General features: G+C 68.7%; 21 protein-coding genes. 12 read left to right on the forward strand and 9 right to left on the reverse strand.

The genetic code is table 11. From position 1 onward, the window contains the following. The first annotated feature begins 25 nt into the window (after window positions 1-25). Window positions 26-1,579 (forward strand): RNA polymerase sigma factor, encoded by a 1,554-nt coding sequence (locus A605_RS08380; RefSeq protein WP_015401071.1) that lies wholly within the window; start codon window positions 26-28, stop codon window positions 1,577-1,579. Window positions 1,580-1,676: 97 nt separating this feature from the next. Here the strand turns inward: A605_RS08380 and A605_RS08385 are convergent, their stop codons facing one another. The 4 genes from A605_RS08385 to A605_RS08400 form a co-directional block, all read right to left on the reverse strand. Beyond that, entirely contained in the window at window positions 1,677-3,035 is a 1,359-nt protein-coding gene (locus A605_RS08385) for a DUF418 domain-containing protein (protein ID WP_244428969.1), read from the reverse strand. Window positions 3,036-3,053: 18 nt separating this feature from the next. Next, window positions 3,054-3,623, reverse strand: coding sequence for a hypothetical protein (locus A605_RS14800; protein WP_015401073.1), 570 nt, complete (start codon window positions 3,621-3,623; stop codon window positions 3,054-3,056). A 164-nt stretch (window positions 3,624-3,787) separates the two neighbouring features. Continuing rightward, complete coding sequence (locus A605_RS08395) at window positions 3,788-5,509, reverse strand: DEAD/DEAH box helicase (protein WP_015401074.1); 1,722 nt, start codon at window positions 5,507-5,509, stop codon at window positions 3,788-3,790. Next, complete coding sequence (locus A605_RS08400; RefSeq protein ID WP_015401075.1) at window positions 5,506-5,745, reverse strand: DUF3039 domain-containing protein; 240 nt, start codon at window positions 5,743-5,745, stop codon at window positions 5,506-5,508. Before A605_RS08400 ends, A605_RS08395 begins: the two co-directional genes overlap by 4 nt. A 58-nt stretch (window positions 5,746-5,803) precedes the next feature. On the opposite strand from A605_RS08400, the gene A605_RS08405 reads away from it, so the two are divergent. The 6 genes from A605_RS08405 (at window position 5,804) to galE (ending at window position 11,401) form a co-directional block, all read left to right on the forward strand. After that, on the forward strand, window positions 5,804-6,379 hold the full coding sequence (locus A605_RS08405) for a DUF3099 domain-containing protein (RefSeq protein ID WP_015401076.1): 576 nt from the start codon (window positions 5,804-5,806) through the stop codon (window positions 6,377-6,379). Next, window positions 6,376-7,911, forward strand: coding sequence for a N5-glutamine methyltransferase family protein (locus A605_RS08410; RefSeq protein ID WP_015401077.1), 1,536 nt, complete (start codon window positions 6,376-6,378; stop codon window positions 7,909-7,911). Before A605_RS08405 ends, A605_RS08410 begins: the two co-directional genes overlap by 4 nt. After that, window positions 7,908-8,342 carry a D-aminoacyl-tRNA deacylase gene (dtd, locus tag A605_RS08415; RefSeq protein ID WP_015401078.1) on the forward strand — a complete coding sequence of 145 codons (435 nt, stop codon included), beginning with the start codon at window positions 7,908-7,910 and terminating at the stop codon, window positions 8,340-8,342. Before A605_RS08410 ends, dtd begins: the two co-directional genes overlap by 4 nt. A gap of 156 nt (window positions 8,343-8,498) precedes the next feature. Beyond that, entirely contained in the window at window positions 8,499-9,488 is a 990-nt protein-coding gene (locus A605_RS08420; protein WP_015401079.1) for a sigma-70 family RNA polymerase sigma factor, read from the forward strand. Window positions 9,489-9,711: 223 nt separating this feature from the next. Next, window positions 9,712-10,392: a metal-dependent transcriptional regulator gene (locus A605_RS08425; RefSeq protein ID WP_015401080.1), complete on the forward strand. Its 681-nt coding sequence runs from the start codon at window positions 9,712-9,714 to the stop codon at window positions 10,390-10,392. Window positions 10,393-10,414: 22 nt separating this feature from the next. Beyond that, window positions 10,415-11,401 carry a UDP-glucose 4-epimerase GalE gene (galE, locus tag A605_RS08430; protein WP_015401081.1) on the forward strand — a complete coding sequence of 329 codons (987 nt, stop codon included), beginning with the start codon at window positions 10,415-10,417 and terminating at the stop codon, window positions 11,399-11,401. Here the strand turns inward: galE and A605_RS08435 are convergent, their stop codons facing one another. Continuing rightward, window positions 11,402-12,640 (reverse strand): DUF4192 domain-containing protein, encoded by a 1,239-nt coding sequence (locus A605_RS08435; protein WP_015401082.1) that lies wholly within the window; start codon window positions 12,638-12,640, stop codon window positions 11,402-11,404. 353 nt (window positions 12,641-12,993) lie between these two features. Between A605_RS08435 and A605_RS08440 the strand changes: the two genes are divergently transcribed. The 3 genes from A605_RS08440 (at window position 12,994) to A605_RS15490 (ending at window position 17,898) form a co-directional block, all read left to right on the forward strand. After that, window positions 12,994-14,040: a PAC2 family protein gene (locus tag A605_RS08440; RefSeq protein WP_042440418.1), complete on the forward strand. Its 1,047-nt coding sequence runs from the start codon at window positions 12,994-12,996 to the stop codon at window positions 14,038-14,040. Window positions 14,041-14,155: 115 nt separating this feature from the next. Further along, window positions 14,156-16,702, forward strand: coding sequence for a DEAD/DEAH box helicase (locus tag A605_RS08445; protein ID WP_015401084.1), 2,547 nt, complete (start codon window positions 14,156-14,158; stop codon window positions 16,700-16,702). A 617-nt stretch (window positions 16,703-17,319) separates the two neighbouring features. Then, entirely contained in the window at window positions 17,320-17,898 is a 579-nt protein-coding gene (locus tag A605_RS15490; RefSeq protein ID WP_015401086.1) for a PepSY domain-containing protein, read from the forward strand. A gap of 120 nt (window positions 17,899-18,018) precedes the next feature. Here the strand turns inward: A605_RS15490 and ahpD are convergent, their stop codons facing one another. Further along, window positions 18,019-18,543 (reverse strand): alkylhydroperoxidase, AhpD family, encoded by a 525-nt coding sequence (ahpD, locus tag A605_RS08460; protein WP_015401087.1) that lies wholly within the window; start codon window positions 18,541-18,543, stop codon window positions 18,019-18,021. Then, a complete protein-coding gene (locus A605_RS08465) occupies window positions 18,543-19,139 on the reverse strand; it encodes a peroxiredoxin (RefSeq protein ID WP_015401088.1) in 597 nt (198 codons plus the stop codon). Before A605_RS08465 ends, ahpD begins: the two co-directional genes overlap by 1 nt. A 187-nt stretch (window positions 19,140-19,326) precedes the next feature. Between A605_RS08465 and A605_RS08470 the strand changes: the two genes are divergently transcribed. Then, window positions 19,327-20,277 carry a hydrogen peroxide-inducible genes activator gene (locus tag A605_RS08470; RefSeq protein ID WP_027004124.1) on the forward strand — a complete coding sequence of 317 codons (951 nt, stop codon included), beginning with the start codon at window positions 19,327-19,329 and terminating at the stop codon, window positions 20,275-20,277. Between the two features lie 94 nt (window positions 20,278-20,371). On the opposite strand, the gene A605_RS08475 is transcribed toward A605_RS08470, so the two are convergent. Continuing rightward, on the reverse strand, window positions 20,372-21,430 hold the full coding sequence (locus tag A605_RS08475; RefSeq protein ID WP_015401090.1) for a DUF975 family protein: 1,059 nt from the start codon (window positions 21,428-21,430) through the stop codon (window positions 20,372-20,374). Between the two features lie 110 nt (window positions 21,431-21,540). On the opposite strand from A605_RS08475, the gene hrpA reads away from it, so the two are divergent. Then, window positions 21,541-25,446 (forward strand): ATP-dependent RNA helicase HrpA, encoded by a 3,906-nt coding sequence (gene hrpA, locus A605_RS08480; RefSeq protein WP_015401091.1) that lies wholly within the window; start codon window positions 21,541-21,543, stop codon window positions 25,444-25,446. Here hrpA and nrdR read toward each other — a convergent pair whose 3' ends face one another. Beyond that, complete coding sequence (gene nrdR, locus A605_RS08485) at window positions 25,447-25,914, reverse strand: transcriptional regulator NrdR (protein WP_015401092.1); 468 nt, start codon at window positions 25,912-25,914, stop codon at window positions 25,447-25,449. Window positions 25,915-26,291 lie beyond the last annotated feature (377 nt).

The raw sequence follows: 26,291 nt of genomic DNA on the forward strand, positions 1-26,291 counted from the left end.
GAGTTAGCAAGGCGAAAGGGCGTACGTGGCAGCCACTGAATCTTCAGGCAAGGCACTCGCGGACGGCGGCGAAGACAACGCGGCGACCGCCGCGAAGCAGACCGTCGCCAAGAAGACGGCGAAGAAGACCGCCAGAAAGACCGCACGCAAGGCGGCCCCCCGCACAACCACCCCGGCACCGGCGCAGACTCCGGCACCGGAACCGGCGGCTGCGGTCGGCTCCGCCGATTCCGGCGTGTCCGGGGACACCACCGGAGCGGACCTGAGCGAGGAGGCCGCTCCGGTGCAGAAGGCCGCCAAGAAGGTGGCCAAGAAGACGGCGAAGAAGGCGGCCAAGAAGACCGCCCGCAAGACGGCCAAGAAGACCACCAAGAAGACCACCGCCAAGAAAGCGACGGCGGAGGCGGAGGCCCAGGATCCGGAGCTCGAGGTCGACGAGCTCGAACCCGTCGAGGAGGACCCGGACTTTGATCCGGCGATCGCCGACGAGGACGAGGAGTTCGACACCGACCTCGAGGGCGATGACCTCACCGAGGATGATGACGAGGAGGAAGAGGAGGCGGAGGACGCCGGCGCCTCCGTCTGGGACGAGGACGAGTCCGCCGCTCTGCGGCAGGCCCGCAAGGACGCCCAGTTGACGGCCTCGGCCGACTCCGTGCGTGCCTACCTCAAGCAGATCGGCAAGGTCGCCCTGCTCAACGCCGAGCAGGAGGTCTCCCTGGCCAAGCGCATCGAGGCCGGCCTGTACGCGGACTACCGCATGCAGCAGATGGAGGAGGCCTTCGCCGCCGGCGACAAGGACGCGAAGCTCACGCCGGCGCTCAAGCGTGACCTGCGGGCCATCTCCCGTGACGGACGCAAGGCCAAGAATCACCTGCTCGAGGCCAACCTGCGTCTCGTGGTCTCCCTGGCCAAGCGCTACACCGGCCGCGGCATGGCCTTCCTGGACCTCATCCAGGAAGGGAACCTGGGCCTCATCCGCGCGGTCGAGAAGTTCGACTACTCCAAGGGCTACAAGTTCTCCACCTACGCCACCTGGTGGATCCGCCAGGCCATCACGCGCGCGATGGCCGACCAGGCCCGCACCATCCGCATTCCGGTGCACATGGTGGAGGTCATCAACAAGCTGGGCCGGATCCAGCGCGAGCTGCTGCAGGATCTGGGCCGCGAGCCCACCCCGCAGGAGCTGGCCAAGGAGATGGACATCACCGAGGAGAAGGTCCTCGAGATCCAGCAGTACGCGCGCGAGCCGATCTCCCTGGACCAAACCATCGGTGACGAGGGCGACAGCCAGCTCGGCGACTTCATCGAGGACTCCGAGGCCGTCGTCGCCGTCGACGCCGTCTCCTTCACCCTCCTGCAGGACCAGCTGCAGGACGTCCTCACGACGCTGTCCGAGCGCGAGGCCGGCGTCGTCCGCCTGCGCTTCGGCCTGACGGACGGCATGCCGCGCACCCTCGACGAGATCGGCCAGGTCTACGGCGTCACGCGTGAGCGTATCCGTCAGATCGAGTCGAAGACGATGTCGAAGCTGCGCCACCCGTCGCGCTCGCAGGTGCTGCGCGACTACCTCGACTAGTCCCCCCCCAGCGGCGCAGAAGGCCCCGCCTCCCGGGCACCGTCTCAACGGTGCGCGGGAGGCGGGGCCTCGTCGCTCCCGGGATCGGACCGGGAGGTCAGCCCCGGCGGTGGGGGTTCTCCGGCGGCCCCGGTTGCCGCGGCGGCAGGGGCATCGGCTGCCCCGCCGTGGGGGCGTAGCGCTCCCGGAGCCCGTCGCGGCCGTAGCTCAGCCGTCGGTGGACCCACTCGAAGGGGCCCGGTTTGCCGGCGAGCTCGAGTCCGTAGGCGGCCGCCAGGGTGATCAGCCAGACGACGGTGGCCCAGATCAGCAGCTGGAAGGCACCCTCATTCTGCCCCAGCCCGAAACCGAAGGGCAGGACCAGGATGACGAAGAGCAGCGACTGCAGGATGTAGCCGCTCATGGAGCGCTTGCCCAGTGCCGTCAACGCCACCAGTGGCGGCGAGAGGCGCGCGCCGCGTCCGTCCGCGTGGGCGTCGTCAATGCGCCGCTGCAGCCCGCGGCAGGCCAGGGTGACACCGGCGACGATGGCCGGGCCGGTGAGCAGGCCGAAGCTCGTGTTGAGCATCGACCACAGCCCGGTGCTCCCCGGCGCGATCACCCCGATCTCGGCGAGGCCGCGGGGAAGGCCGATCAGCAGGACGACGGCGGCGCCGACCCACACCCACCGCCACAGCAGTCGGGCGTGGGCGTCCGGATCGATGAGCACTCCCCGGCGGGCCCAGACGAAACCGATGATCATCACCGGTATCAGCGTCAGCGCCTGGGGGATGAAGGAGACTGGCGCGAGAAGCAGGACAAGGAGATTGTTGAGCACCCACCCGCCGTAGCTCTCGGCGACCGGCAGTTGCGTGTCCGCCGCCGCCCCGGCCTCCGGGAAGATGACGGAGACGACGCCCATGGCGGTGAAGCCGATGAACTGGAGCCCCAGCAGCACACCGGCGATCCACATCAACGTCCTGTCCCGCAGCGGCATCAGCAGCGCCAGGACGATGCCCGACAATCCGTAGAGGACCATGATGTCGCCGAAAAACAGGAGCACCATGTGCAGTGCGCCGAACGCGGCCAGGAGTCCGTAGCGGCGCACCAGCACCCAGCGGGCCGTCGAGCGCGGATACGCACGGCGCCACAGGCTCATGGTGATCAGGCCGACACCGAAGCCCAGCAACGTGGAGAACATCGGCAGACCGCGTACGTGCACGAACATCGCGCTGAAGACGGCCGCCGCCCGGTCCAGGGCGCTGCCGTCGTACACGCCACCGAGGCTCACCGCACGCTCGGCGCCCTCCGCGGTGGTCCAGGCGGTGGCGATATTCGCCAGGGCGATGCCGAGCAGCGCCAGGCCGCGGGCCAGGTCCGGGGCGATGATGCGCCGCTGCTGGGCGCTGAGCTGACCACCACGGGGCTGACCGACGGTCGCCGGCACGGCGGGAGATTGAGAGTGGGATTCACTCACGGTGACGTCCTTTTCCGGTTAGTTGGTGCTCCGCGCCCACTCGTCGAGACAGGCCTGCTGCTCCTCGGGGGTCGAGAGCATGAAGCAATCCATCGCCCCGGAGCCCGCCACGAAGAACGCGAGCACGACGAGGGCGACGGTCATGAGCACCGCGATCACCGACAGCACGATGGCGGTGACCGACATGCCCATGCGCCGGCGCGGCCCCCGGATCCTGCGGGCCCGGACGACGCCGATGATGCCGAGGACGAGGCCGATCAGGCCGGGGATGAACGCGAGGGGGGCGCCGATGATGGTCAGGCCGACCACCACGGCCAGAATCGACACGCCCAGCGCCCAGGGGGCGACGGAGTTCTTCTCCTCGTTGATCGCCCAGGTGCCCGCTCCCCCGTAGTTGAACTGCTCGTGGGAACCGGAGGAAGCGCCCGGATAGGCCTGGTGGGAGGAGAACCCGTCCTGGTGCCCACCCTGGTAACCATTCCCCGGCTGCGGGCCGGAGCCGCCGACCGGGTACTGGTAGGCGCCGTAATCCGTGGGGCCGGAACCGGGGCCGGGGCCGGGGTCGCGGGGGTCGGAGGGGTTCGTCACTGTCTGTCACCTTTCGCGTCGCGGGTCGCCCTGCCCCGGCGCGCTGGCCGGAACGGGCGTGGAATCCGTGTCCCGCCCAGGGTATAACGGCTCCCGCACGCCCGGGCGGCGGGCGGGGGCGAAATCAGGGTTTCCCCCACCACCCCTCCCCCGGCTCCGGACGGTCACCAGCGGCGCAGGTAGGCGATGCGGTCGCGGAGTTCCTCAGCGGTGCACATGGCCGTGGGTGGTCCACCGCAGGCCTTGCGGGCCTCGTTGTGGATCGAGCCGTGCGGGCGTCCGGTGCGCCCGGCGGTGATGGAGACGATCGCGTTGAGCTCCTTGCGCAGCTTCGGGATCTCCTCGCTGGCCACGCGGGCGGCCGCGGCCTGGTTGCCCTTGGAGTTGCGTGCCGCCTCCTCCTGCTCCCGGCGTCGTTTCTCCTCCTCCTCGCGGGAGTCGAGCTGCTCCTCCTGTCGCTTGCGCAGCAGGGCGCGGACCTGATCGGCGTCGAGCAGCCCGGGCAGGCCGAGGTAGTCCGCCTCCTCCGCTGAACCGGCGAGGGTGGCCGTGCCGTAGGTGGAGCCGTCGTAGATCAGCGAGTCGAGCTCAGCCTCGGCGCCGAGGGATTCGTAGCCGGTCTGTTCGTCGGGCTCGTTCTGCTCCCGGTTGGCCTCGGCGAGCAGGTCATCGTCCCAGCCCTCCTTCGGACGGTCGGGCTTGCCCAGCACGTGGTCGCGGGAGGTCTCCAGCTTCGAGGCCAGGTCCAGCAGGACGGGCACGCTCGGCAGGAAGACGCTCGCGGTCTCGCCGGGCATGCGCGAACGCACGAAGCGTCCGATGGCCTGGGCGAAGAACAGCGGCGTGGACGCGGAGGTGGCGTAGACCCCCACGGCCAGCCGCGGGACATCGACGCCCTCGGAGACCATGCGCACGGCGACCATCCACTCGTCGGTGGAATTCGAGAACTCGTCGATGCGCTCCGAGGAGCCCGGCTCGTCGGAGAGGATGAGCGCCACCGGGGTCGCGGAGAGCTTCTCCAGGATCTTCGCGTAGGCGCGGGCGGTCTTCGTGTCCGTGGCGATGACCAGGCCGCCGGCGTCGGGCATGTTCCGGCGGATCTGCTGCAGGCGGGTGTGGGCCGCCTGCAGGACGGCGGGGATCCACTCGCCCTTCGGATCGAGCGCGGTCTTCCACGCCCGGGCGGTCTGCTCCGCGTTGAGCGGCTCACCCAGCCGGGCGGCGTACTCGTCACCCGCGGAGTCGCGCCAGCGGGCCTCGCCCGAGTAGGCGAGGAAGACCACCGGACGGACGACACCGTCGGCGAGGGCGTCGGCGTAGCCGTAGTTGTGGTCGGACCGCGAGACCAGGTGGCCCTCACTGTCCTCCTCGTAGCGGACGAAGGGGATCGCGGAGTCGTCGGAGCGGAAGGGCGTACCCGTCAGTGACAGCCGGTGCTCGACGTCGGCGTAGGCCTCGCGGATGCCGTCGCCCCAGCTCTTGGCGTCACCGGCGTGGTGGATCTCGTCGAGGATCACCAGCGTGCGCCGGGCCGAGGCCACGGCGTGGTGCTTGTAGGGGTGCATGCCGACCTGGGCGTAGGTGACCACGATGCCGTCATAGGACGGGTTGACCGCCGATGAGTTGGTGAACTCGTGGTCGAGCGCCAGTCCGTTCCGGGCGGCGGCGGCCGACCACTGCACCTTCAGGTGCTCGGTCGGCACGACCACGATGATCCGGTCGACGGTGCGCGCCGCCTTCAGCTCCGTGGCCACCCGCAGTGCGAAGGTGGTCTTACCCGCACCCGGGGTCGCGACCGCCAGGAAATCCTTCGGTTTATGGAGCAGGAACTTCGTCAGCGCCTGGCGCTGCCATGCGCGCAGCTGCCCCTTGGCTCCCCCACTCACTTCTTACGCAGGCCCTTGTAGATCCGTTCGCAGTCGGGGCACACCGGCGAACCCGGCTTGGCCTGCTTGGTCACCGGGAAGGTCTCGCCGCACAGGGCGACGACCATGTTTCCGCTGACGGCGGAGTCGACGATCTGGTTCTTCTTGACGTAGTGGAAGAACTTCGGAGTGTCGTCGTCAAGGCCGGTGTCCTCCCTGACGTCGGGGCGTTCGATGGTCTTCGTACTCGTTTTCACCCCTCCCATCATGCCCCATCATCCGGAAAAGGGGCAGTCGGGGGCTACCCTGTCCGGTATGAGCGACGACACCTACGACGACGATTCCGCCGGGCAGGCGGAGGAGGCCGACCGCACGCGCCGTCGGCTGCGGCGTCTGGTGCCGCGACGTGCCGAGCTGATCACCGACAAGCGCCGATCCCCGGCGGAGAACCTCCGCCACCGCGAACGGCTGTACATGATCCTGCAACTGTCGCGCATCCCGTTTCTGATCCTGGCCGTTGTGGCGTTCCTGTGGTGGGAGAACTGGATCATCTCGGCGCTGCTGTTCGTCATCTCCATTCCGATGCCGTGGATCGCGGTGGTTTTCGCCAACGCGCAGGGCGAGCCGCGGGACAGGCGGGCACCGCAGGTGTACAAGCCCGGCATCGCGCGTGAGGCGGAGATCCGGCGCCAGCTCGCGGCCTCCCGGCAGGCCGAACTCGAGGCGGCGGCGGAGCCGGAGATCTTCGACGATCCGGGCGACGGCGACTCCGCCGCTGACAGCTCCCGCGCCACGGGCGACAATACCGCGGGGGACAATGGTGTGGACGACCAACCGGACCCCGGAGCCCCCGACACCGACACCGACCATCCAGGAGAGAGCCGATCGTGACCACCCGCCCGAGCCGAACCCCGCTGGCCGAACTCGCCCCCGAGCTGACGCGCATCCTCGCCGCCGCGGGGTTCACCGCCGACGGCATAGCCGCCCATCTCGGCCCCACCTACACCGAGGCCCTCCACCGCGGGGAGCCCGCCGCCGTGCGCTACGCCGCCGACGGCCGCTCCCGCCTGTCGCGGCTGATCCGCCTGTTCATCCTCCGTGACCCGGCGCCGGCCACCGAGGTCGCCGCACTGCTCGGTGCCCCGCTGGTCTCGCGGCTTCTCGACGCCGGCCTGTTCCGCGCCGACGCCAACGGCGCGCTGACGGTCACGCTCGACGTCCGCCCCCACGTGATCGTGGGCGAGAACCGCTGGGTGTTCTCCGACGCCGACGCCTCGATGACCGAGCACATCCCCGGCCGCGACCACGTGCTCGGCGTCGGTGCCGCCAGCCTCTCGCTGCTCCAGTCGACGCCGGTCTCCCCCGTCGAGTCGGTGCTCGACCTGGGCACCGGCTCCGGCGTCCAGGCGCTCGGCCAGCTCGGCTGTGCGCAGACCGTCACCGCCACGGACGTCCACCCCGGGGCACTCGACCTCGCGGAGGCCACCTTCGCGGGTGCCGGGGCCGACGTCGAGCTGCTCGAGGGGCCCTGGTTCGAGCCGGTGGCCGGGCGGCGCTTCGACCGCATCGTGGCGAACCCGCCGTTCGTGGTGGGGCCACCGGAGGTCGGTCACGTCTACCGGGACTCCGGTCTCGACCTGGACGGCGCCAGCCGGCTGGTGGTCTCCCAGGCGGCGGAGCACCTCACCGAGGGCGGTACGGCCCATCTGCTGGCCGCCTGGGTGCACACCGCCGACCAGTCCTGGCAGTCCCGGGTGGCCTCCTGGCTGCCCGATCGGGGGGTCGCCGCCTGGATCACCGAGCGTGATGTCGCCGATCCCGCCCTGTACGTGGGCACCTGGCTGCGCGACGAGTCCCTCGACCCGCGCAGCCGCGAGTCCGCCGAACGCACCCGGGCCTGGCTGGAGCACTTCACCCGGGCGGGGGTCACCGGTGTCGGCTTCGGCTTCGTCGCCATCCAGGAGATCGGCGACCAGCCCTCCGACGTCCTCGCGGAGGAGCTGACGCAGCCGTTCACCGATCCGCTGGGCGCCGAGGTCGAGGAGTACTTCGCCCGGGTCTCGTGGCTCCGCCAGCGCACGAAGGACGAGGTCGCCGATGCCGCCTACCTCGCCCGTCCGGGGCTGGCCCGGGAGGAGGTCTCCCTCGCCGACACCGACGCCGGCGTGGGTTTCGCCCCTGCGGCCCTGCGGTTGACCCGCACCGAGGGACCGCGCTGGTCCCACGACGTGGACGGGCACCTCGCCGCCATCGTGGCCGGGCTGCACCCGCAGGGCCTGAGCCTGCGGGAGACCGTCGAGCTCTACGCCCTGGCGCAGGGGCTCGACGCGCAGGAGCTGGTGGACACGGCGGTGCCCGCCGTCATCGACCTCATCCGGCACGGGCTGGTCCTGCCCGCCGACCTCGTGGAGGTGACCGGGTGAAGGCCGTCCTGACGCGCGTGAGTTCCGCCTCCGTGACCGTCGACGACGAGGTCGTCGGCGCCATCGACTGCCCCGGGACCGGTGGCCTGCTGGCACTGGTGGGCGTGGGGCGGGAGGACTCCCCCGACGCCTGGGAGACGATGGTGCGCAAGATCGCCGAGCTGCGCATCCTCGACGGAGAGCGCTCCGTCAGCGACGCCGGTGCCCCGGTGCTGCTGGTCAGCCAGTTCACCCTGCACGGGCGCACCGCGAAGGGCCGACGTCCCTCCTGGTCCGACGCCGCCCCGGGCGAGCAGGCCGAGCCGGTCATCGGCGAGATCGCCGCGGGCCTGCGGGAGCGTGGGATCCACGTGGAGGAGGGCGTCTTCGGCGCCATGATGAAGGTCACCTCCGTCAACGAGGGCCCCTTCACGGTCCTCGTCGAGTGCTGAGCCCTACCGTCGGGAAATCTGCCCCGTCTCCTTGCCGCCGTTTCCCCGGGTGAGGAGCAGGTCAGATCATAAAAGAATTTCAATTCGGAAAAGCAGGGAACTATTTCCGACCCGGTGCCGTTGTACTTGTAAGACTGGCGACATTGAGGAGGCTTTATGACTATTCCTTCCCCGCAGGAGTACGACGCAGAGGAGCACGACCGCGGAAGCCGTCGTGGCCAGACCAACGATAACCCGGCGGCCGATCTTGTCCGTGTCTATCTCAACGGCATCGGCAAGACCGCCCTGCTCACCGCAGAGGACGAGGTGGAACTCGCCCAGCGCATCGAAGTGGGACTGTACGCCGATTACCTGCTCAAGAACTCCGAGGAGCCTCTGACCCGCGCGAAGAAGCGCGACCTGAAGGTGCTGGCGAAGGAGGGAAACAAGGCCCGCGCCCACCTGCTGGAGGCCAATCTCCGCCTGGTGGTCTCCCTGGCCAAGCGGTACACGGGACGCGGTATGCCGCTGCTCGACCTGATCCAGGAGGGCAACCTGGGCCTCATCCGTGCGATGGAGAAGTTCGACTACGCCAAGGGCTTCAAGTTCTCCACCTACGCCACCTGGTGGATCCGGCAGGCCATCACCCGTGGCATGGCCGATCAGTCCCGCACCATCCGGCTGCCCGTCCACCTGGTCGAGCAGGTCAACAAGCTCTCCCGCATCAAGCGCGAGCTCTACCAGCACCTGGGCCGCGAGGCCACCAATGAGGAGCTGTCCGAGGAATCGGGCATCGACGAGTCCAAGATCGAGATGCTGCTGCGCCAGTCCCGCGACCCGGTGAGCCTGGACATGCCGGTCGGGGCGGACGAGGAGGCCCCGCTGGGCGACTTCATCGAGGACGCCGAGGCCACCGACGCCGAGACCGCCGTCGTCGCCTCCCTGCGCCACTCCGACATCCGCTCCGTGCTCGGCACGCTGGAGCAGCGCGAGCAGGACGTCATCCGGCTGCGCTACGGCCTGGACGACGGTGTCCCCCGCACCCTCGATCAGATCGGCCGCAAGTTCGGTCTCTCCCGTGAGCGGGTCCGTCAGATAGAGCGTGAGGTCATGAGCAAGCTGCGGGACGGCGAGCGCGCCGCCCGCCTGCGCGAGTACGCGCTGTAACACCACCAGTCACCCCTTCCGGCATCCCGGCTCCGCGTCACGCGGAGCCGGGATGCCTCCGTTTTCCCACCTCCCCCGTACCCGTCTTCCCGTCCGACCCCGGTACGGGCATGAGGTAAGATAATCCGAGATTGCACCGTCACTTTCGCCCGATGTGTCCGCAGCCTGTACACCGTCGGCGGTGCCGTGCGTGCCCGCTTTACTGCAGAAAGGTTCTCCCACCGTGAAGGACTTGGTCGACACCACCGAAATGTACCTGCGTACCATCTACGAACTCGAGGAGGAGGGCATCACTCCCCTGCGGGCCCGCATCGCCGAGCGCCTGGAACAGTCCGGCCCCACCGTGAGCCAGACGGTCGCCCGCATGGAGCGCGACAACCTCGTGATCGTCCGCCCCGACCGCAGCCTCGAGATGACGGCGGAGGGCCGCGCCCTGGCCACCGCCGTCATGCGCAAGCACCGCCTCGCCGAGCGACTGCTCACCGATGTCCTCGGCCTGGACATCCACCAGGTCCACGACGAGGCCTGCCGCTGGGAGCATGTCATGAGTGAGGCCGTGGAGCAGCGGGTCGTGGCCGTCCTCCGGGACGCCTCCCGCTCCCCCTTCGGCAACCCGATCCCGGGACTCGAGGAACTCGGCTTCCCCTCCGCCGACAACGCCGACTACGGCATCCGCATCGTCGACCTGCCGGAGGGCCGACCCGTCGAGGCCCGCGTCCTGCAGCTCAACGAGATCCTGCAGGTGGACGCAGAACAGTTCCGCAAGCTCGAGGATGCGGGCATCTGCGTCGGCGCCACCGTCACGGTGGTCAACGAGAACGGGACCGTGCGACTGAGCTCCGGCGGTCACGAGGTGGAGCTGCACCCCGACCTCAGCCACGCCATCCGGATCGAGAAAATCTAGCCTTCCGAAAGGACTCTTCTCCATGAAGCTTCTCGTCACCGGCGGTGCCGGTTACGTCGGCAGCGTCTGCGCCGCCGTCCTCATCGAGGGCGGCCACGACGTGACCGTGATCGACAACTTCTCCACCGGTAACCGGGAGGCGGTGCCTGCCGGCGCCCGCCTCGTCGAGGGCGACGTCCGCGACACCGCGGAGGGGGTCCTCGCCGAGGGAGGCTTCGAGGGCGTGGTGCACTTCGCGGCCCGCTCCCTGGTGGGCGAGTCGATGGACAAGCCCGAGGAGTACTGGCGGCACAACGTCGTGACGACGCTCGCACTGCTGGACGCCATGCGGGCACACGGGGTGGGCAACCTGGTCTTCTCCTCCACTGCGGCCACGTACGGCGAGCCGGAGACCGTACCGATCACCGAGGACATGCCGACCGCCCCGACGAACCCGTACGGGGCGACGAAGCTGGCGATCGACTACGCCATCTCCTCCTACGCCGCCGCCCACGGTCTCGCCGCGACGAGCCTGCGGTACTTCAACGTCGCCGGCGCCTACGGTTCCATCGGTGAGAACCGCGAGATCGAGACCCACCTGATTCCGCTGGTGCTGCAGGTGGCGCTGGGCCACCGCGACAAGATCTACATGTTCGGCGATGACTGGCCGACGAAGGACGGCACCCCGGTCCGCGACTACATCCACATTCGGGACCTCGCCGACGCCCACGTCCTCGCCCTGGAGTCCAACACCCCGGGTGAGCACCGCATCTACAACCTCGGTTCCGGTGACGGCTACTCCGTGCGCGAGGTCATCGAGATGTGCCGGGAGGTCACCGGCCACCCCATCCCCGCCGAGGTGGCGCCGCGGCGGGCCGGCGACCCGGCGGTCCTGATCGCCTCCTCCGCGAAGATCAAGGAGGAGCTGGGGTGGAACCCGGCGCGCACCGACCTCGGGACGATCGTGCGCGATGCCTGGGACTTCACCGGCCGCCTGGGCGACCGCGCGCACTCCGCGGCCCGCCGCTAGTCAGGCGGCGTCGCCGCGGACCACGGTCTGGTCCCCCTCCACGCTGAACGCCTCCGATGCACTGTCGTCGGGGGCGTTGTCACTGTCATCCGCCCCGTTTCCCTCATCGTCCAGGCGCGCGTACCGCGAGCGGACGATATGACTGCCGCGGGCGGCGGCGGACAACACCTCCTCGAAGGCCCCGGCGCGGCAGCTCTGCAGGACCAGGGAGCTCAGGGAGTGCCCGGGCATCTCCTGGAGCGCCGCCGCGAGGGCGGGAATGGCCCGCATCGACAGCCGCATCCGCACCGCCGCCAGCGCGTAGTAGGACAAGGCGTTGGCGCGGATCTCCCCGCCGAAGGTGCGCGCGACAGCCAGGAACAGGTCGGCCGCCGCGTCCGGCCGCCGGAGCGCGTCGACCAGGACGGCGTCGCGCAGGAGGCTGTCGGACAGCAGCACGGCCACTCCCGCCAGGGTCTCCTCGTCCGCCATGAGCAGTCCGGTGATCTCCCCGCTGTGGCGCTTTTCCTCCGCCAGTTCGTCGAGCAGGAGGGCGTGGTCGTCGATGAGGCCACGCAGAATCCCCCACGGGGCGCTGCCCTGGGGCCCGGACCTGGGTCCGTGGGGACGCCGTTCACCACGGATCACGGCCACCAGGTCGGCGGCGTGGCGGTGGGCGAACCCCTCGAGCTGGTCGGCGTCGTCGACGCTCAGGTGCGGGTTGAAGCGGACGAAGTGGTCGAAGGCCTCCCGGCGGGTGAGCTCGGGCAGTTGGCCGTGTTCGAGCAGGGGTGTCATGGCCTGCGCCTGGGACACCGGTGCGATCTCCCCGGCGCCCCACGCGCTCCGGCCGGTCCGGTCGGCGCCGTCCGGGTCCTCCACGGGTTCGGGGCCGAAGGCGATGCGGTAGGGCTCACCGGTGAGGATGTTTCGGGTCAGCCAGCAGGCCTGGATGTCCACCTCCCCGTTTTCGGCGGCCTCGAAGAGCCGGTCGACGACCTGCTCGACGTGGCCGCGGTCGCGCCGGGTGATGACGAAGGCGAAGACGAGGTCGCAGTCGGTGTCGGTGAGCGTGGTCCCGACCTCCCGGAGCAGGGCGAGGTCGTCGAGGTCGATGCGCAGCACCGGCCCGAGGGTGAAGCGGTGCGGCGAGGCACCCTGGTGGAAGGCGACGAAGATGACGGATTCGTGCGGGTAGAAGCCGAGGATGCCGGGCAGGTTGGCGAGGAGCTGTCCAGGTGACTGAAGTGGTGTGGTCATGGGCCGAGCATCCCGCAGCTCACGCGCGTTGTCAGCGGGCCGGGGGCCGCAGCGGGCCGGTTCTGTGGATAACGTCTTCTTATCCACAGGCGATCCGGTGCCGGGTGGCGGTGTCCCTCGTCATCGGGCAGGATAATGCGGCTAGAATTGTCGGACACCATCCGCCGAACCGGACGCCGGGTGTCACCGGTGGTCCCGGCACGATGGTTGAGCCGTGGTCCCCGGCCTGGATTATTTCCGGGGGCAGAGATGTTGGATCAGGTGACACGCCGTTACCGGCCACGGGGGAACATGGCACACCACCCCTGGGACTGACCGGGACGGCGGCCCGACAGTGAAGGAGGACAATGGGCATGCAGGACAAAGAGCGCCGCATGTACGAGCTGGAGTACCCGGCACCGGAGGTGGGCTCGGAATCCGCCGACGGCCCGACCCTCATCGTCGCACTCCAGGGATACGCCGATGCCGGACACGCGGTGGAGGGCAGCGCCGATCATCTTTTGGCGGCGCTCGATTCCCGCCCCGTCGCGTCCTTCAACAACGACGAGCTGATCGACTACCGCTCCCGGCGTCCCGCGGTGACGATGGACAACCACCGTCTCATCGACATGGAGGATCTGCAGCTGGGTATCCGCGTGCTGCGCGACACCGCTGGCAAGTCCTTCCTGATGCTGTCCGGACCGGAGCCGGACCTGCGGTGGGAGACGTTCACGGAGGCCGTGGCCGACCTCGTCGACCGCTTCGGGGTGCAGCGCACCATCTGCCTGTACGCCGCCCCCATGGCGGTCCCGCACACACGTCCGCTGGTGATCTCCGCGCACGGCAACTCCGTCGAGCTGGTGGGCAGCATGTTCACCTATGACTCCCGGGTGATCATGCCGGGCTCGGCCTCGATGATGATCGAGCGCACCCTGCACAAGCGCGGGCGCAGCGTCGCCGGGTACACGGCGCATGTGCCGCACTACCTGGCCGCCTCCCCGTACCCCGAGGCCACCCACCAGCTGCTGCAGTCGGTGGCGGAGGCCGCCGACCTGGCTCTTCCGCTGCGCAGCCTCGAGCATGACATGACGAAGGTGGCCGGCCAGCTGGCCGAGCAGGTCGACGACTCCGGGGAGATCCAGCAGGTCGTCCGCGCGCTGGAGATCCAGTACGACGAGGAGGTCGAGCGCTACCGCCAGGCCCACCCCCAGGCGATGCTGCCCGGGGAGCACAACGTGCCCACCGGCGATGAGATCGGCGAGGAGTTCGAGCGCTTCCTGGCCACCCTCGACAAGGGCAGCGGTGACGGCCGGGGCGACGCCCAGACCCCCGACAACCAGGACGACAGCGACCTGGGTGAGGACCGGGACGATACCCCGGACACCGGCCCGGACCCGGATTCCCCGGACGACGACGAGTAGTCCCCACTCCTCAGGGCGCCGGGCGACGCCCCCGCGACGCAGCCACGGTCAATTCCGTGGCCGCGTCGCGGGGGCGTTCCTCGTGGCGGGGGCGGAAACGGCTAGGTTGGAGGGTGTGAATCTTAGCCAGATGCTGCCCGACCTGACAGACGTCCCCGAATCCCTGCTGGAGGAATCGATCTTCGATTCCTTCCTGGCGTGGACCAGGCAGCGCGGTATCACCCTCTACCCCGCCCAGGAGGAGGCGTCGCTGGGGATTCTCGCTGGCGACAACGTCATCCTGTCCACCCCGACGGGCTCGGGCAAGTCGATGGTGGCCACCGCCGCCCACTTCATCGCGATGGCCCGTGGGCAGCGCTCCTTCTACACCGCCCCGATCAAGGCGCTGGTGAGCGAGAAATTCTTCGCCCTGTGCGAGATCTTCGGTCCGGAGAACGTCGGCATGATGACCGGCGACGCGACCGTCAACGGCCGCGCCCCGATCATCTGCGCCACCGCGGAGGTCGTGGCCAATATCGCGCTGCGCGACGGGGAGAACGCCGCCATCGACCAGGTGGTCATGGACGAGTTCCACTACTACTCCGATCCGGAGCGCGGCTGGGCGTGGCAGGTGCCGCTGCTGGAACTCTCCCGGGCCCAGTTCCTGCTGATGTCGGCCACTCTGGGGGACACGACTTTCCTGGAGGAGGATCTCACCGGGCGCACGGGGCGGACCACCACCCTGGTGGCGGGTACCACCCGTCCGGTGCCGCTGGATTTCTCCTACGTCCACACCCCGATCCACGAGACGATCGAGGAACTGCTCGAGTCCGGCAAGGTGCCGATCTACGTGGTGCACTTCTCCCAGCGGGAGGCCACGGAACGCGCCCAGGCACTGACCTCGCTGAAGATCATCGACGACGAGACCAAGGACAGGATCGTCGCCGAGATCGGCTCCTTCCGCTTCACCAGCACCTACGGCAGGACTCTGTCGAAGCTGCTGCGCCGCGGTATCGGCGTCCACCACGCCGGCATGCTGCCGAAGTACCGCCGCCTGGTCGAGCGGCTGTCCCAGACGGGTCTGCTCAAGGTCATTTGCGGCACCGACACCCTGGGCGTGGGCATCAACGTGCCCATCCGCACCGTGCTGATGACCGGGCTGGCCAAGTTCGACGGCACCCGCCAGCGCATCCTCAAGTCGCGCGAGTTCCACCAGATCGCCGGGCGCGCTGGCCGGGCGGGCTACGACACCGAGGGCACCGTCGTGGTTGAGGCGCCCGAGCACGAGATCGAGAACTGGCGGCTGCGCCAGCGCGCCGGGACGGATCCGAAGAAGCTGAAGAAGTTGCGCAAGAAGTCCGCCCGCGAGGGCGAGGTCACGTGGTCAGAGAAGACCTACGAACGCCTGACGACGGCCGAGCCGGAGGCGATGAGCTCCCAGTTCCGGGTGTCGAACTCGATGCTGCTCAACGTCATCGCCCGCCCCGGCGACGGCTACGGGCACCTGAAGGGGCTGCTGCGCGGCAACCACGACACCCGCGCGAAGCAGAACCGGGACATCCTTACCGCCCTCGACCTGTTCCGCGGCCTGCTCAACGCCGGGATCGTGGTCAAGGCCGAGGACGGGACCGACGAGGCGGGCCGGGTCTACCACCTCACCCAGGAGCTCCAGCGCGACTTCGCGCTCAACCAGCCGCTGGGCCCCTTCGCCCTGGCGGCACTCACGCTGCTGGACAAGGAGTCCGACAGCTACACCCTCGATGTGATCTCCGTGTTCGAGTCGATTCTCGACGATCCCCGCCCCGTCCTGGTCGCCCAGCAGAAGGCCGAGCGCGGCGAGGAGATCGCGGCACTCAAGGCCGAGGGCGTGGACTACACCGAACGCATGGCCATCGTCGAGGACATCACCTGGCCGCAGCCGCTGCGCGATGAACTCGACGAGGCCTACGAGACCTTCGCCAAGGGCCACCCCTGGGTCCGGGAGTTCGAACTCTCCCCGAAGTCGGTCGTGCGCGACATGATCGAGCACGCGATGACCTTCTCGGATCTGGTGGCCACTTATGGACTGGCCCGCTCCGAGGGCGTGGTCCTGCGCTACCTGACCGACGCGTGGCGCACCCTGCGTCACTCGGTCCCGCAGGAGTACCTGACCGATGAACTCGACGACGTCATCGAGTGGCTGGGCGAGCTGATCCGTCAGGTCGACTCCTCGCTGGTGGACGAGTGGGCGCACATGGCCGACGAGGACACCCCGATCTCGAAGGACGCCCTCGAGCGCGAGCTGGCCTTCGGCACCGAGGATCCGGCCGCGCTGACCTCGAACCGCCGCGCGTTCACCATCATGGTCCGCAACCTGATGTTCCGGATCGTCGAGCTGTTCGCCTTCGAGAAGGAGGACCGCCTGGCCGAGCTGACCGACTACCTCGAACGGGACGACAAACCCGATTTCGCCGCCGGTATGGACGCCTACTTCGACGAGTACGCCGACCTGGACACCGGGGCGGACGCCCGCGGGAAGGAGTACTTCCTCCTCGAGCAGACCGGACGGGAGTGGACCGCCAGGCAGATCATCAAGGATCCGGAGGGCGACAACTCCTTCGCCTTCGTGGCCACGGTCGACCTCGACGCCTCCGACGAGGCCGGCGAGGTGCGGCTGGCGAAGCTCGAGCTGGAGCAGAGGTAGGTACTGCCAGGTGGTACCGGCCTGGCCCCGACCTACCTCACGGTCTGCCCGCTCCGGGCAGCAGCGAACTCGTACTGGAGATGAGACGAGGGACTGATCAGGTCGGCGGTCCCCGCGCCATTGACAGCGAGCGGAGACCCGCCGGCAGTTGACACCGCGCTCAACCGATCAAAGAACCCGCCCAGCTTCTTCAGCACCCTGCTCTTCTTCTCCCCGTGGCCTCCGGTCGGGGCGAAGCGGGAGACAAGCGGAAGGATCCTGGTCACCGCGGTTCCGGGCGGCCTGGATCGCCCCATCACGGAAGGACCGCGCAACGAGCACCTTCGTCCCATCCGCCCGAAGGTGCTTCTCCTGTGATGATCCGGGCAAGCTCAATCTCCTTCTTCCCTGCGATGTGCCCCATCCACTCCTCGTCGATTTCCCCGTCGTCAGCAACAGAGTCCACACCGAGTCCAATCTGTGTCGTATCATCGTGGATTCTTCCCAGGCGGCCGCCTCACCACAACGCGGCATCAAGGCGCATCGAAAGTTTCAATGCCCATTTCATCTCGTTTCCCTATGGTGGGGGGCAGAACCGAATACCACACGTTCCCGAAAGCATCAGGAGTGAATCCATCATGGCTTCCCGGACGATCATCACCGCCGGCATCGCCGTCAGTGCCGGCCTCTTCCTCAGTGCGTGCGGCGACACCGGCGACACCGCCACCCCGGACAACGGCGCCGACACCACCATGGCCACCACCACCGCCCCGGCCGAATCCCCCACCGAGTCCCCGGCCACCACCACCGAGGACAACCAGGGCAATCAGCAGACCGGCGAGGATCCGGTCTTCGGGGCGATCGGCGCCGTCCTGAACGAGCACTCCGACGGCATCATCGTCACCGTCGACCGCGAGGACGACCGCGACACCTACGACATCGACGTCGTGACCGGCAACGAGGTCATCGAGCTTGAGGTCGGCGCCGACGGCACCGTGCGGGAGGATGAGCGCGAGAGCGGGGACGAAGTAGTCGCTCATGCCCAGGAGGCCACCGTCACCGCCACCGACGCCATCCGCCAGGCACTGGATCAGCACCCGGACGGCGTGCTTGACGACGCCGAGCTCGAGGAGGAGGACGGCAACCTCCGGTGGGAGATCAGCCTGGACGACGCCGACCGCAACGATCTGACCGAGCTGACCGTCCCGGCGACCTAACAGCTCAGTCAACAGGGCCGCGCGGTGTGCAGCACCGAGAAGCGCAAAAGCGCCGCCCCGGAATATTCCGGGGCGGCGCTTGCTGGTGCGTCAGCCTCTGTGGAGAGACTCAGATGCTCCCTAGCGGGCGGCCTCGATCTGGATGGCCTGGGCCAGGGCCTGGACGACGCCGGCGACCTTGACCGACTCCCAGACCTGCTCCTTGGTCAGTCCGGCCTCACGCACGGTGTTGGCGTGGGCCACGGCGCAGTGCTCGCAGCCGTTGATGGTGGACACGGCCAGGGACCACAGCTCGAAGTCGACCTTCTCGACACCCGGCTTGGAGATGATGTTCATCCGCAGGCCGAACTTGACCTGGGTGTAGTCATCGCCGAGCCAACCCTTGGCACGGTAGGCGACGTTGTTCATCGCCATGACCGTGGCGGCACCGAGAGCGGCCTCGTAGGCCTCCTCGGACAGGTGCTCCTTGGCCTCCTCGGAGATCTCCGAGAAGACGGTGTCGTTGCGGGTTGCCGCGGCGGAGGCGACCAGGGTGCCCCACAGCTGCTGCTCGCTCAGCTCGGTGGAGCGGGTCAGCGTGCCGATGTTGAGCTTCTGATCCTTGGCGTACTCCGGCAGGGAGTTCTTCAGATTCTCGATCGACATTACTTGAGGGCTCCCTGGACAACATCCATCTTGTCGATGTTCTTGGTCGGGTCGTTGGCCTCCCAGTTGCAGGCGCAGACTTCCTCGGACTGCAGCGCGTCGAGGACACGCAGGACCTCGTCGACGTTGCGGCCGACGGCGTCCGGGGTGACGGAGACGAACTGGATGATGCCGTCCGGATCGATGATGAAGGTGGCGCGGTCGGCGACACCGTCAGCGTTCTCGACGCCCAGGGCGCGGATCAGCTCGTGCTTGATGTCGGAGAACATCGGGAACGGGACGTCCTTCAGCTCCGGGTGGGTCGCGCGCCAGTTGAAGTGGGCGAACTCGTTGTCGACGGAACCGCCGAGGACCTGGGTGTCGCGGTCCTGGAACTCCTCGTCGAGCTTACCGAAGGCAGCGATCTCGGTCGGGCAGACGAAGGTGAAGTCCTTCGGGTAGAAGAAGACGATCTTCCACTTGCCCGGGTAGTTGTCCAGGCCGACGGTCTCGAAGTAGTCCTCCGGCTGCTGGGCGTTGACGCCCTGCAGGTTGCCGCCCTTGAGAGCGGTCAGCTTGAACTCCGGGAACTTCTCTCCAACGGTAAGGATAGCCATGTGTGTCTCCTCAGAATGATCGGGGATTCAGGTGGTACCATTCCGGCTCCACCCGGCCGCGAGTGCGGTGCACCTCCAGCATGCCACCCACTGTGAAATGGGTCGCTCTGCAGGCCGCATTCCAGTATACGTCAATAACCGCTTGCGTCAATAGTAATCCGCTTGCATTCTGTGTATAGTCATAGGCATGAGCAATAAGGACTACAAGCCGACTCTCTCGCAGTTGCGCACCTTCGTCACTATCGCGGAGAACAAGCACTTCGGCACCGCGGCCACCAAGCTCGGCATCTCCCAGCCTTCACTGTCCCAGGCACTCGTCGCACTCGAGAACGGCCTCGGGGTCCAGCTCATCGAGCGTTCGACCCGCAAGGTCATCGTCACCGCCGCAGGCGAGGAGCTGCTCCCCTACGCCAAGGCGACCCTGGACGCCGCCGATGCCTTCCTCGCCCACTCCCGCGGCGCCAACGGCACCCTCTCGGGACCGCTGACGATCGGCATCATTCCCACGGTCGCACCCTACATCCTCCCCTCCCTGCTGACCTCCATCCAGGAGCACTACCCCGATCTGGAGCCGCGGTTCGTCGAGGACCAGACCCGGCACCTCGTCCAGATGCTGCGCGACGGCCAGCTCGACCTCGGCATCATGGCGGTCCCGGCGGAGGCCTCCGGCATGACCGAGGTGGCGCTCTACCGCGAAGACTTCGCCGTCGTCGTCCCCTCCGACCACCCGCTCGCCGGCCGCCGCGACCTGAGCCTGAGCACCCTCAACGAACTGGATCTGCTACTGCTCGACGACGGGCACTGCCTCCACGACCAGATCGTGGATCTGTGCCGCAAGGCCGACATCAACCCCAGCGAGGCCACCAACTCCGTCACCCGCGCCTCCAGCCTCACGACGATCATGCGGCTGGTCATCGGCGGGCTGGGATCGACGCTGGTGCCGGCCAGTGCGCTGGAGACCGAGTGCACCCGCCCGGGCCTGGCCATCGCGCACTTCAGTGACGACGTCACGGCCGAACGCCAGATCGGCCTGGTCTTCCGTAACTCCAGCTCCCGCGCCGACGAGTTCCGGGCCTTCGGCGAACTCGTCACCGCGGCCCACCAGGACGCCGTCAGCAATCAACTGGCCACCGCCTGACACCCGGTGTCAGGCATGAGCCGACCCCCTGGCCGGTAGGTGGTGAACCTACCGGCCAGGGGGTCGTTTCATTGTTGCCCTGGGCGGGCGGGTCCTACCGGACCGCCGGGGCGGGCAGCCGCCCACCCGACATCTGCCGGTACAGGTGCGCCTGGATCAGCAGCATGGCCGGGCCCAGCACCAGCATCGCCAGGCCGAACGTCATGATGGCGGCCAGGCCGATGAGAATGAAGCTCACCAGGAAGAACAGCAGCAACTTGCCGTAGTTGCGGAGGGCGTCGCGCAGGCCGGTGCCGATGGCGCCCCCGACGCCCGCCCGGCGGTCGACGGCGTACCAGGCCAGGAAGGCGGTCAGCGGGGACAACAGAACCGCCACCAGCATCGTGAGACCGGCGAACGCCAGGGCACGACCGGCGAATGCCAGGGCGGCCTCCTCGGTCTGGAGCTCCATCGGTGAGCCGAGGAAGGCCGGGCCGATCAGCGGCAGCGCGATGACCATCATCACCACGAAGGTGAAGATCTGGACGAGGATGAGCACGATGAAGGACGGCCACAGGTTCACGTCCCGCACGAATGCACCGAGCCCGACCTTCGGCTCGTCGATCTCCCGCAGGGCGCCGGTGTAGATGAGCACCGTCACCAGTCCCGAGGCCACGGCGAAGAGCAGCTGAGCGATGAGGTACACGCCGGACTGCGGTCCCCCGAGCGTGAACTCGATCAACGCGGACACCGCGAACGTCAGGACGAGCAGGACCAGGGTGCCGAGGATCCAGATGGGCCAGTTGGCGAACACGGCCCGGAAGGCCCAGCCGACGGCGTCGGTGACGGTCACCTTCCCGGTGCCCTGCCCGGGCTGCCCTGCGGCGCCACCGTAACCCTGATACCCCTGGTAGCCCTGGTACCCCTGGTAGCCCTGGTACCCCTGACCACCTGCGCCACCCGCACCGTAGCCGCCGTAGGAGGGATTGTCCTCCGGGTGCGGGGTCGAGGGGTAGGAGGGGTAACTCGGGTAACCCTGTCCGCCGGCGTCCGGGGAGGGGGTGGGCCCGGAGGGCCCGGCACCCCGGTTGGTCTCGGGCCGGTCCTCAGGACGGTCCCCGGATCGATCCTCGTCGTCCCAGGGGTTGCCGCCGTTACCGGGAGGCGTGGTCATACACGGTCACCTTTCTCGTCTCCGCTGCTGTCGTACCCGCCCCACGGTACCGCACCTACCCTGCCCACCTGGGATGAAGGAGCCGGCCACGGTATCATCCACAGTCAGCCATGACTAACTCCCCCACCCACCCCGCCCGCCAGGACCTGCTGGATCAGCTCGACGAGGTCTCGCTCGCCGACGAGCGCTCCTTCCGACGCCGTCTGCGCAAGGCCCGTGCCCCGCAGGCGCTCACCGCCATCGCGGAGGATATGCGTGCCGCGCGCGAGAAGGTCGCGCTCATCGACGCCGGCGTCCCGGAGATCACCTATCCCGAATCGCTGCCGGTCAGCGGTCGCCGCGAGGACATCGCCGAGGCCATCCGGGACAACCAGGTCGTCATCATCGCCGGTGAGACCGGCTCCGGCAAGACCACCCAGATCCCGAAGATCTGTCTGGAACTGGGCCGGGGCCGCCGGGGCCTGATCGGCCACACCCAGCCGCGCCGCCTGGCCGCCCGCACCGTCGCCGAGCGCATCGCGGACGAGCTCGACCAGGAGATCGGCGATTCCGTCGGTTACGCCATCCGTTTCGATGACCGCGTCTCGCGCACCACCGCCGTCAAGCTCATGACCGACGGCATCCTGCTCGCGGAAATGCAGCGGGACCGCTTCCTCAACGCCTACGACACGATCATCATCGACGAGGCGCACGAGCGCAGCCTCAACATCGACTTCCTGCTCGGCTACCTGAAGAAGCTGCTGCCGCGGCGGCCGGACCTGAAGGTGATCATCACCTCCGCCACGATCGATCCGGAACGGTTCGCGGAGCATTTCGCGGACGCCGACGGTGGACCCGCCCCCATCATCGAGGTCTCCGGGCGCACCTACCCGGTGGAGATCCGCTACCGTCCGCTGGAGTTCGAGGCGGGCGGCAGGATCGTCGACCAGGATCCGCTCGACGCGCTGTGTGAGGCCGTGGAGGAGCTCATGGCGGAGGGGCCGGGCGACATCCTCTGCTTCTTCGCCGGTGAGCGCGACATCCGCGACGCCATGGAGACCATCGAGGGCCGGAAATGGCGGGGCGTGGAGGTCACGCCGTTGTTCGGCCGCCTGTCCAATCAGGAGCAGCACCGGGTCTTCCAGCCGCACTCCGGCCGGCGCATCGTCCTGGCGACCAACATCGCCGAGACCTCGCTGACCGTGCCCGGGATCCGCTACGTCGTGGACACCGGTACCGCACGCATCTCACGCTACTCGGTGCGCACGAAGGTCCAGCGTCTGCCGATCGAGCCGATCTCCCAGGCCAGCGCGAACCAGCGCTCGGGCCGCTGCGGCCGCGTCGCCGACGGCGTGGCCATCCGCCTCTACTCGGAGGAGGACTTCAACTCCCGCCCGGAGTTCACGGATCCGGAGATTCTGCGCACCAACCTCGCGAGCGTCATCCTGCAGATGGCGATGATGCGGCTGGGCGACATCTCCGAGTTCCCGTTCGTCCAGCCGCCGGACAACCGCGCCGTGCGCGACGGTCTGCTGCTTCTCCACGAGCTCGGGGCGCTGACCTCCCGGGAGAACGAGGGGCAGCCCGTGCTCACCCCGGTCGGTCGCGACCTGGCCCGCATCCCGGTGGACCCGCGCATGGCCCGCATGCTGGTCGAGGCGAACCGGCTGGGCTGCCTCGACGACGTGCTGGTGATCGTCTCCGCCATGACCGTGCAGGACGTGCGCGAACGCCCCCTGGAGTTCCAGGCGCAGGCCGACCAGGCCCACGCCCGCTTCAAGGACACCAGCAGTGACTTCCTGTCGTCGCTGAAGCTGTGGGACTACATCGGCCAGTCGCGTGACGATCTGACGGGCAATGCCTTCCGTAAGCGGATGAAGGCCGAGTTCCTGCACTACATGCGCATCCGCGAGTGGCGGGACCTGGTGCGTCAGCTGCGCGACGTCGCCAAGCAACTCGGCTGGACCCACCACCGGGACGTCGCCGGGGAGCGCAACCCCGACGCCATCCACCAGTCACTGCTCTCCGGCCTGCTCTCGCACATCGGTGCCCGCGACGGGAACACCAAGGAGTACAAGGGCGCCCGCGGCACCCGCTTCATGATCTTCCCCGGGTCCTCCCTGGCGAAGAAGCCGCCGGAGTTCATCATGGCCGCCGAGCTGGTGGAGACCTCGCGGCTGTGGGCGCGCGACGTCGCGAAGATCGACCCCGCCTGGGTGGAGAAGCTCGCCGGCGACCTGCTCAAGCACCAGTACAGCGAGCCCACGTGGTCACGGAAACGGGCTGCGGCGATGGCGCACCAGAAGTCGACGCTCTACGGGGTGACCGTCATCGCGGACCGCCTGGTCCCCTACCACCGGGTGGACGCGGAGGCAGCGCGCGACATGTTCATCCGGCATGCGCTGATCGAGGGTGACTGGAGCACCCACCACACGTTCTTCCACGCGAACGTCGAGAAACTCGAACTGGCCGCGGAGATCGAGGAGAAGGCGCGCCGGCGCGGCATCGTCGTCGACGAGGACACCCTCTTCGACTTCTACGACGCCCGCCTCCCGGCCAAGGTCACCACCGGCCGCCACTTCGACTCCTGGTGGAAGAAGACCCGGCAGGAGAATCCGGGACTGCTGGACTTCGATCCGGCCGATCTGGTCAGCGCGGACGCCGAGACCGTCACCGAGCAGGCCTTCCCCGACCGCTGGCGCAAGGGCGGCATCGACTACGACCTGGCCTACCGCTTCGAGCCCGGCCACCCGCAGGACGGTGTGACGGTGCTGGTGCCGGTGCCGCTGTTGGCCGGCATGGACACCGAGGGCTTCGACTGGCTGGTGCCGGGGCTGCGCGAGGAACTGGTCACGGAGCTCATCCGGACCCTGCCCAAGGCGCTGCGACGCAGCGTCGTGCCCGCCCCCGACTTCGCCGCCCGCGCCCTGCCGAAGCTGGTGCCCTATGAGGGGCCGGTGACCGCCCAGCTGGCCGATGTGCTGCGCGAGCTGGGTGGCAGCGGCATCAACGCCTCCGATTTCCGGCCCTCGGCGCTGCCGCCGCACCTGCGGATGACCTACGGCGCGGTGGACAGGCGCGGGAAGGTCATCGACACGGACAAGCGTCTCGCCGCGCTCGTCGAGCGCCAGGCCGGGCACATCCGCTCGTCGGTTAGCCGGGCCAGCCGGAAGTCGGAGTCGAAGGCCGTCCCGGAGTGGACCGCCGAGACGATAGGTGCGGTCGACGAGGAGGTCACCACCACCGTCGACGGTCACGAGGTCACCGCCTACCCGGCGCTCGTGGCGACGGCCGAGGGCGTCGAGGTCAAGGTCCACCCGACGAAGGCGGCCGCCGACGCCGCGATGATGACCACCACCCTGACGCTGCTGATGCGCGAGATCACCGTCAATCCGCAGCAGATGGTCAAGGGGCTGCCGCTGCAACAGCGCGTGGCCGTGGACCATTACCCGCACGGCGGGGCCGCGGGACTGGTCGAGGACGCCCGTGTCGCGGCGATCCGTGACCTGATGCTCGAGCACGGCGGGCCGGTGCGCGATCCCGAGGCGTTCACCGAGCTGCGGAACAAGGTGAAGCCGGAGGTGCCCGGTATGGTGCGCCGCACGGTCGTCGCGCTGGCCCCGGCGCTGGTCGAGTACCAGTCGGTGGTCGAGGAGCTGAAGAACTGGACCGGTGAGGCGATCGAGGACATGACCGCGCAGCTGGCCTTCCTCCTGCCGCAGAACGCCGTCACGCTCCACGGGATCGCGCACCTGCGGCACCTTCCGCGCTACCTGCAGGCGATGCGCATCCGGCTGGAGGAGATGGCGCTCGACCCGGACAAGGACGCCGACCGGCAGGACGAGGTCGCCGCCGCACGCGAGTACCTGGACCGGAAGCTGGCCAAACTCCCGAAGGGCCGGGGGAAGACCCGGGAGGTCAGGGAGATCCGCTGGATGATTGAGGAACTGCGCGTGAGCCTGTTCGCCCAGCGGCTGGGCACCGCCCGACCGATCTCGCGACGCCGCATCGAGAAGGCGGTGGACAAGCTCCGCTGATCAGACCCGCTCGGGCCGCTCGCGGTTGCGGCGGCGCATGAGGCGGATCTCGGACTCGAAGTCCTCGGCGCTCTCGAAGGACTTGTAGACGGAGGCGAAGCGCAGGTAGGCCACCTCGTCAAGCTCGCGCAGCGGCTCGAGGATGGCCAGGCCGATCTCGTTGGCGTTCACCTGAGAGCTGCCGTGGCTGCGGACGGTCTCCTCGACCTCCTGCGCGAGACGCTTGAGCGCGTCATCGGAGACGTCCCGGCCCTGGCAGGCCCGACGCACGCCGAGGATGACCTTCTCCCGGCTGAAGGGTTCGGTCAGGCCGTTGCGCTTGACCACCAGCAGAACCGCCTTCTCGATGGTGGTGAAGCGTCCCTGGCAGCTGGTGCATTCCCGGCGACGGCGGATGGCGGACCCGCCCTCGACGACGCGTGAATCAATGACGCGGGAGTGGTCGTGGTGGCAGAAGGGGCAGTACACGGGGAGGAATCCCTGGCCTTTCCGGTGTCGATGACGGGCGGGGCTCGGCTTATCAGCCTACCTCTCCCCCGCCGGCCCTCCGGGGCGGCCGCGTCACCGGGGATCCGGCACCGGGGTGGTCAGCGAACTCGGCTGCGCAGGGGGCGCCGCTTCCCCGCCGCCGCCGATGAAGAAGGTGCCGAGCACGACGCACAGCCCGAAGACCGCCCCCGTCAGATAGGCTCCACCCGCCGTGCCCTGCGGAGTCTCGCGGTCGCGCCCCACAGCGCGGCCTGGAAGCCGAGACTGAACTCGTCCCTCCGTTCGATTCGCTGGACGCAGAGTTCGAACATCGGCCACGTCCGCCTCCCCCTGCCCGCCCCGGACGGGATCCCAGA

The organism is Corynebacterium halotolerans YIM 70093 = DSM 44683, assembly GCF_000341345.1.
Taxonomy (GTDB): domain Bacteria; phylum Actinomycetota; class Actinomycetes; order Mycobacteriales; family Mycobacteriaceae; genus Corynebacterium; species Corynebacterium halotolerans.

What these genes read in the sequence shown, in the direction of transcription:
- A605_RS08435 (WP_015401082.1), bottom strand. Translation starts at nt 12,640, where the DNA reads ATGACCACACCACTTCAGTCACCTGGACAGCTCCTCGCCAACCTGCCC.
- A605_RS15490 (WP_015401086.1), top strand. Translation starts at nt 17,320, where the DNA reads ATGGCTTCCCGGACGATCATCACCGCCGGCATCGCCGTCAGTGCCGGC.
- A605_RS08465 (WP_015401088.1), bottom strand. Translation starts at nt 19,139, where the DNA reads ATGGCTATCCTTACCGTTGGAGAGAAGTTCCCGGAGTTCAAGCTGACC.
- ahpD (WP_015401087.1), bottom strand. Translation starts at nt 18,543, where the DNA reads ATGTCGATCGAGAATCTGAAGAACTCCCTGCCGGAGTACGCCAAGGAT.
- hrpA (WP_015401091.1), top strand. Translation starts at nt 21,541, where the DNA reads ATGACTAACTCCCCCACCCACCCCGCCCGCCAGGACCTGCTGGATCAG.
- A605_RS08420 (WP_015401079.1), top strand. Translation starts at nt 8,499, where the DNA reads ATGACTATTCCTTCCCCGCAGGAGTACGACGCAGAGGAGCACGACCGC.
- galE (WP_015401081.1), top strand. Translation starts at nt 10,415, where the DNA reads ATGAAGCTTCTCGTCACCGGCGGTGCCGGTTACGTCGGCAGCGTCTGC.
- A605_RS08475 (WP_015401090.1), bottom strand. Translation starts at nt 21,430, where the DNA reads ATGACCACGCCTCCCGGTAACGGCGGCAACCCCTGGGACGACGAGGAT.
- A605_RS08440 (WP_042440418.1), top strand. Translation starts at nt 12,994, where the DNA reads ATGCAGGACAAAGAGCGCCGCATGTACGAGCTGGAGTACCCGGCACCG.
- A605_RS08470 (WP_027004124.1), top strand. Translation starts at nt 19,327, where the DNA reads ATGAGCAATAAGGACTACAAGCCGACTCTCTCGCAGTTGCGCACCTTC.
- A605_RS08405 (WP_015401076.1), top strand. Translation starts at nt 5,804, where the DNA reads ATGAGCGACGACACCTACGACGACGATTCCGCCGGGCAGGCGGAGGAG.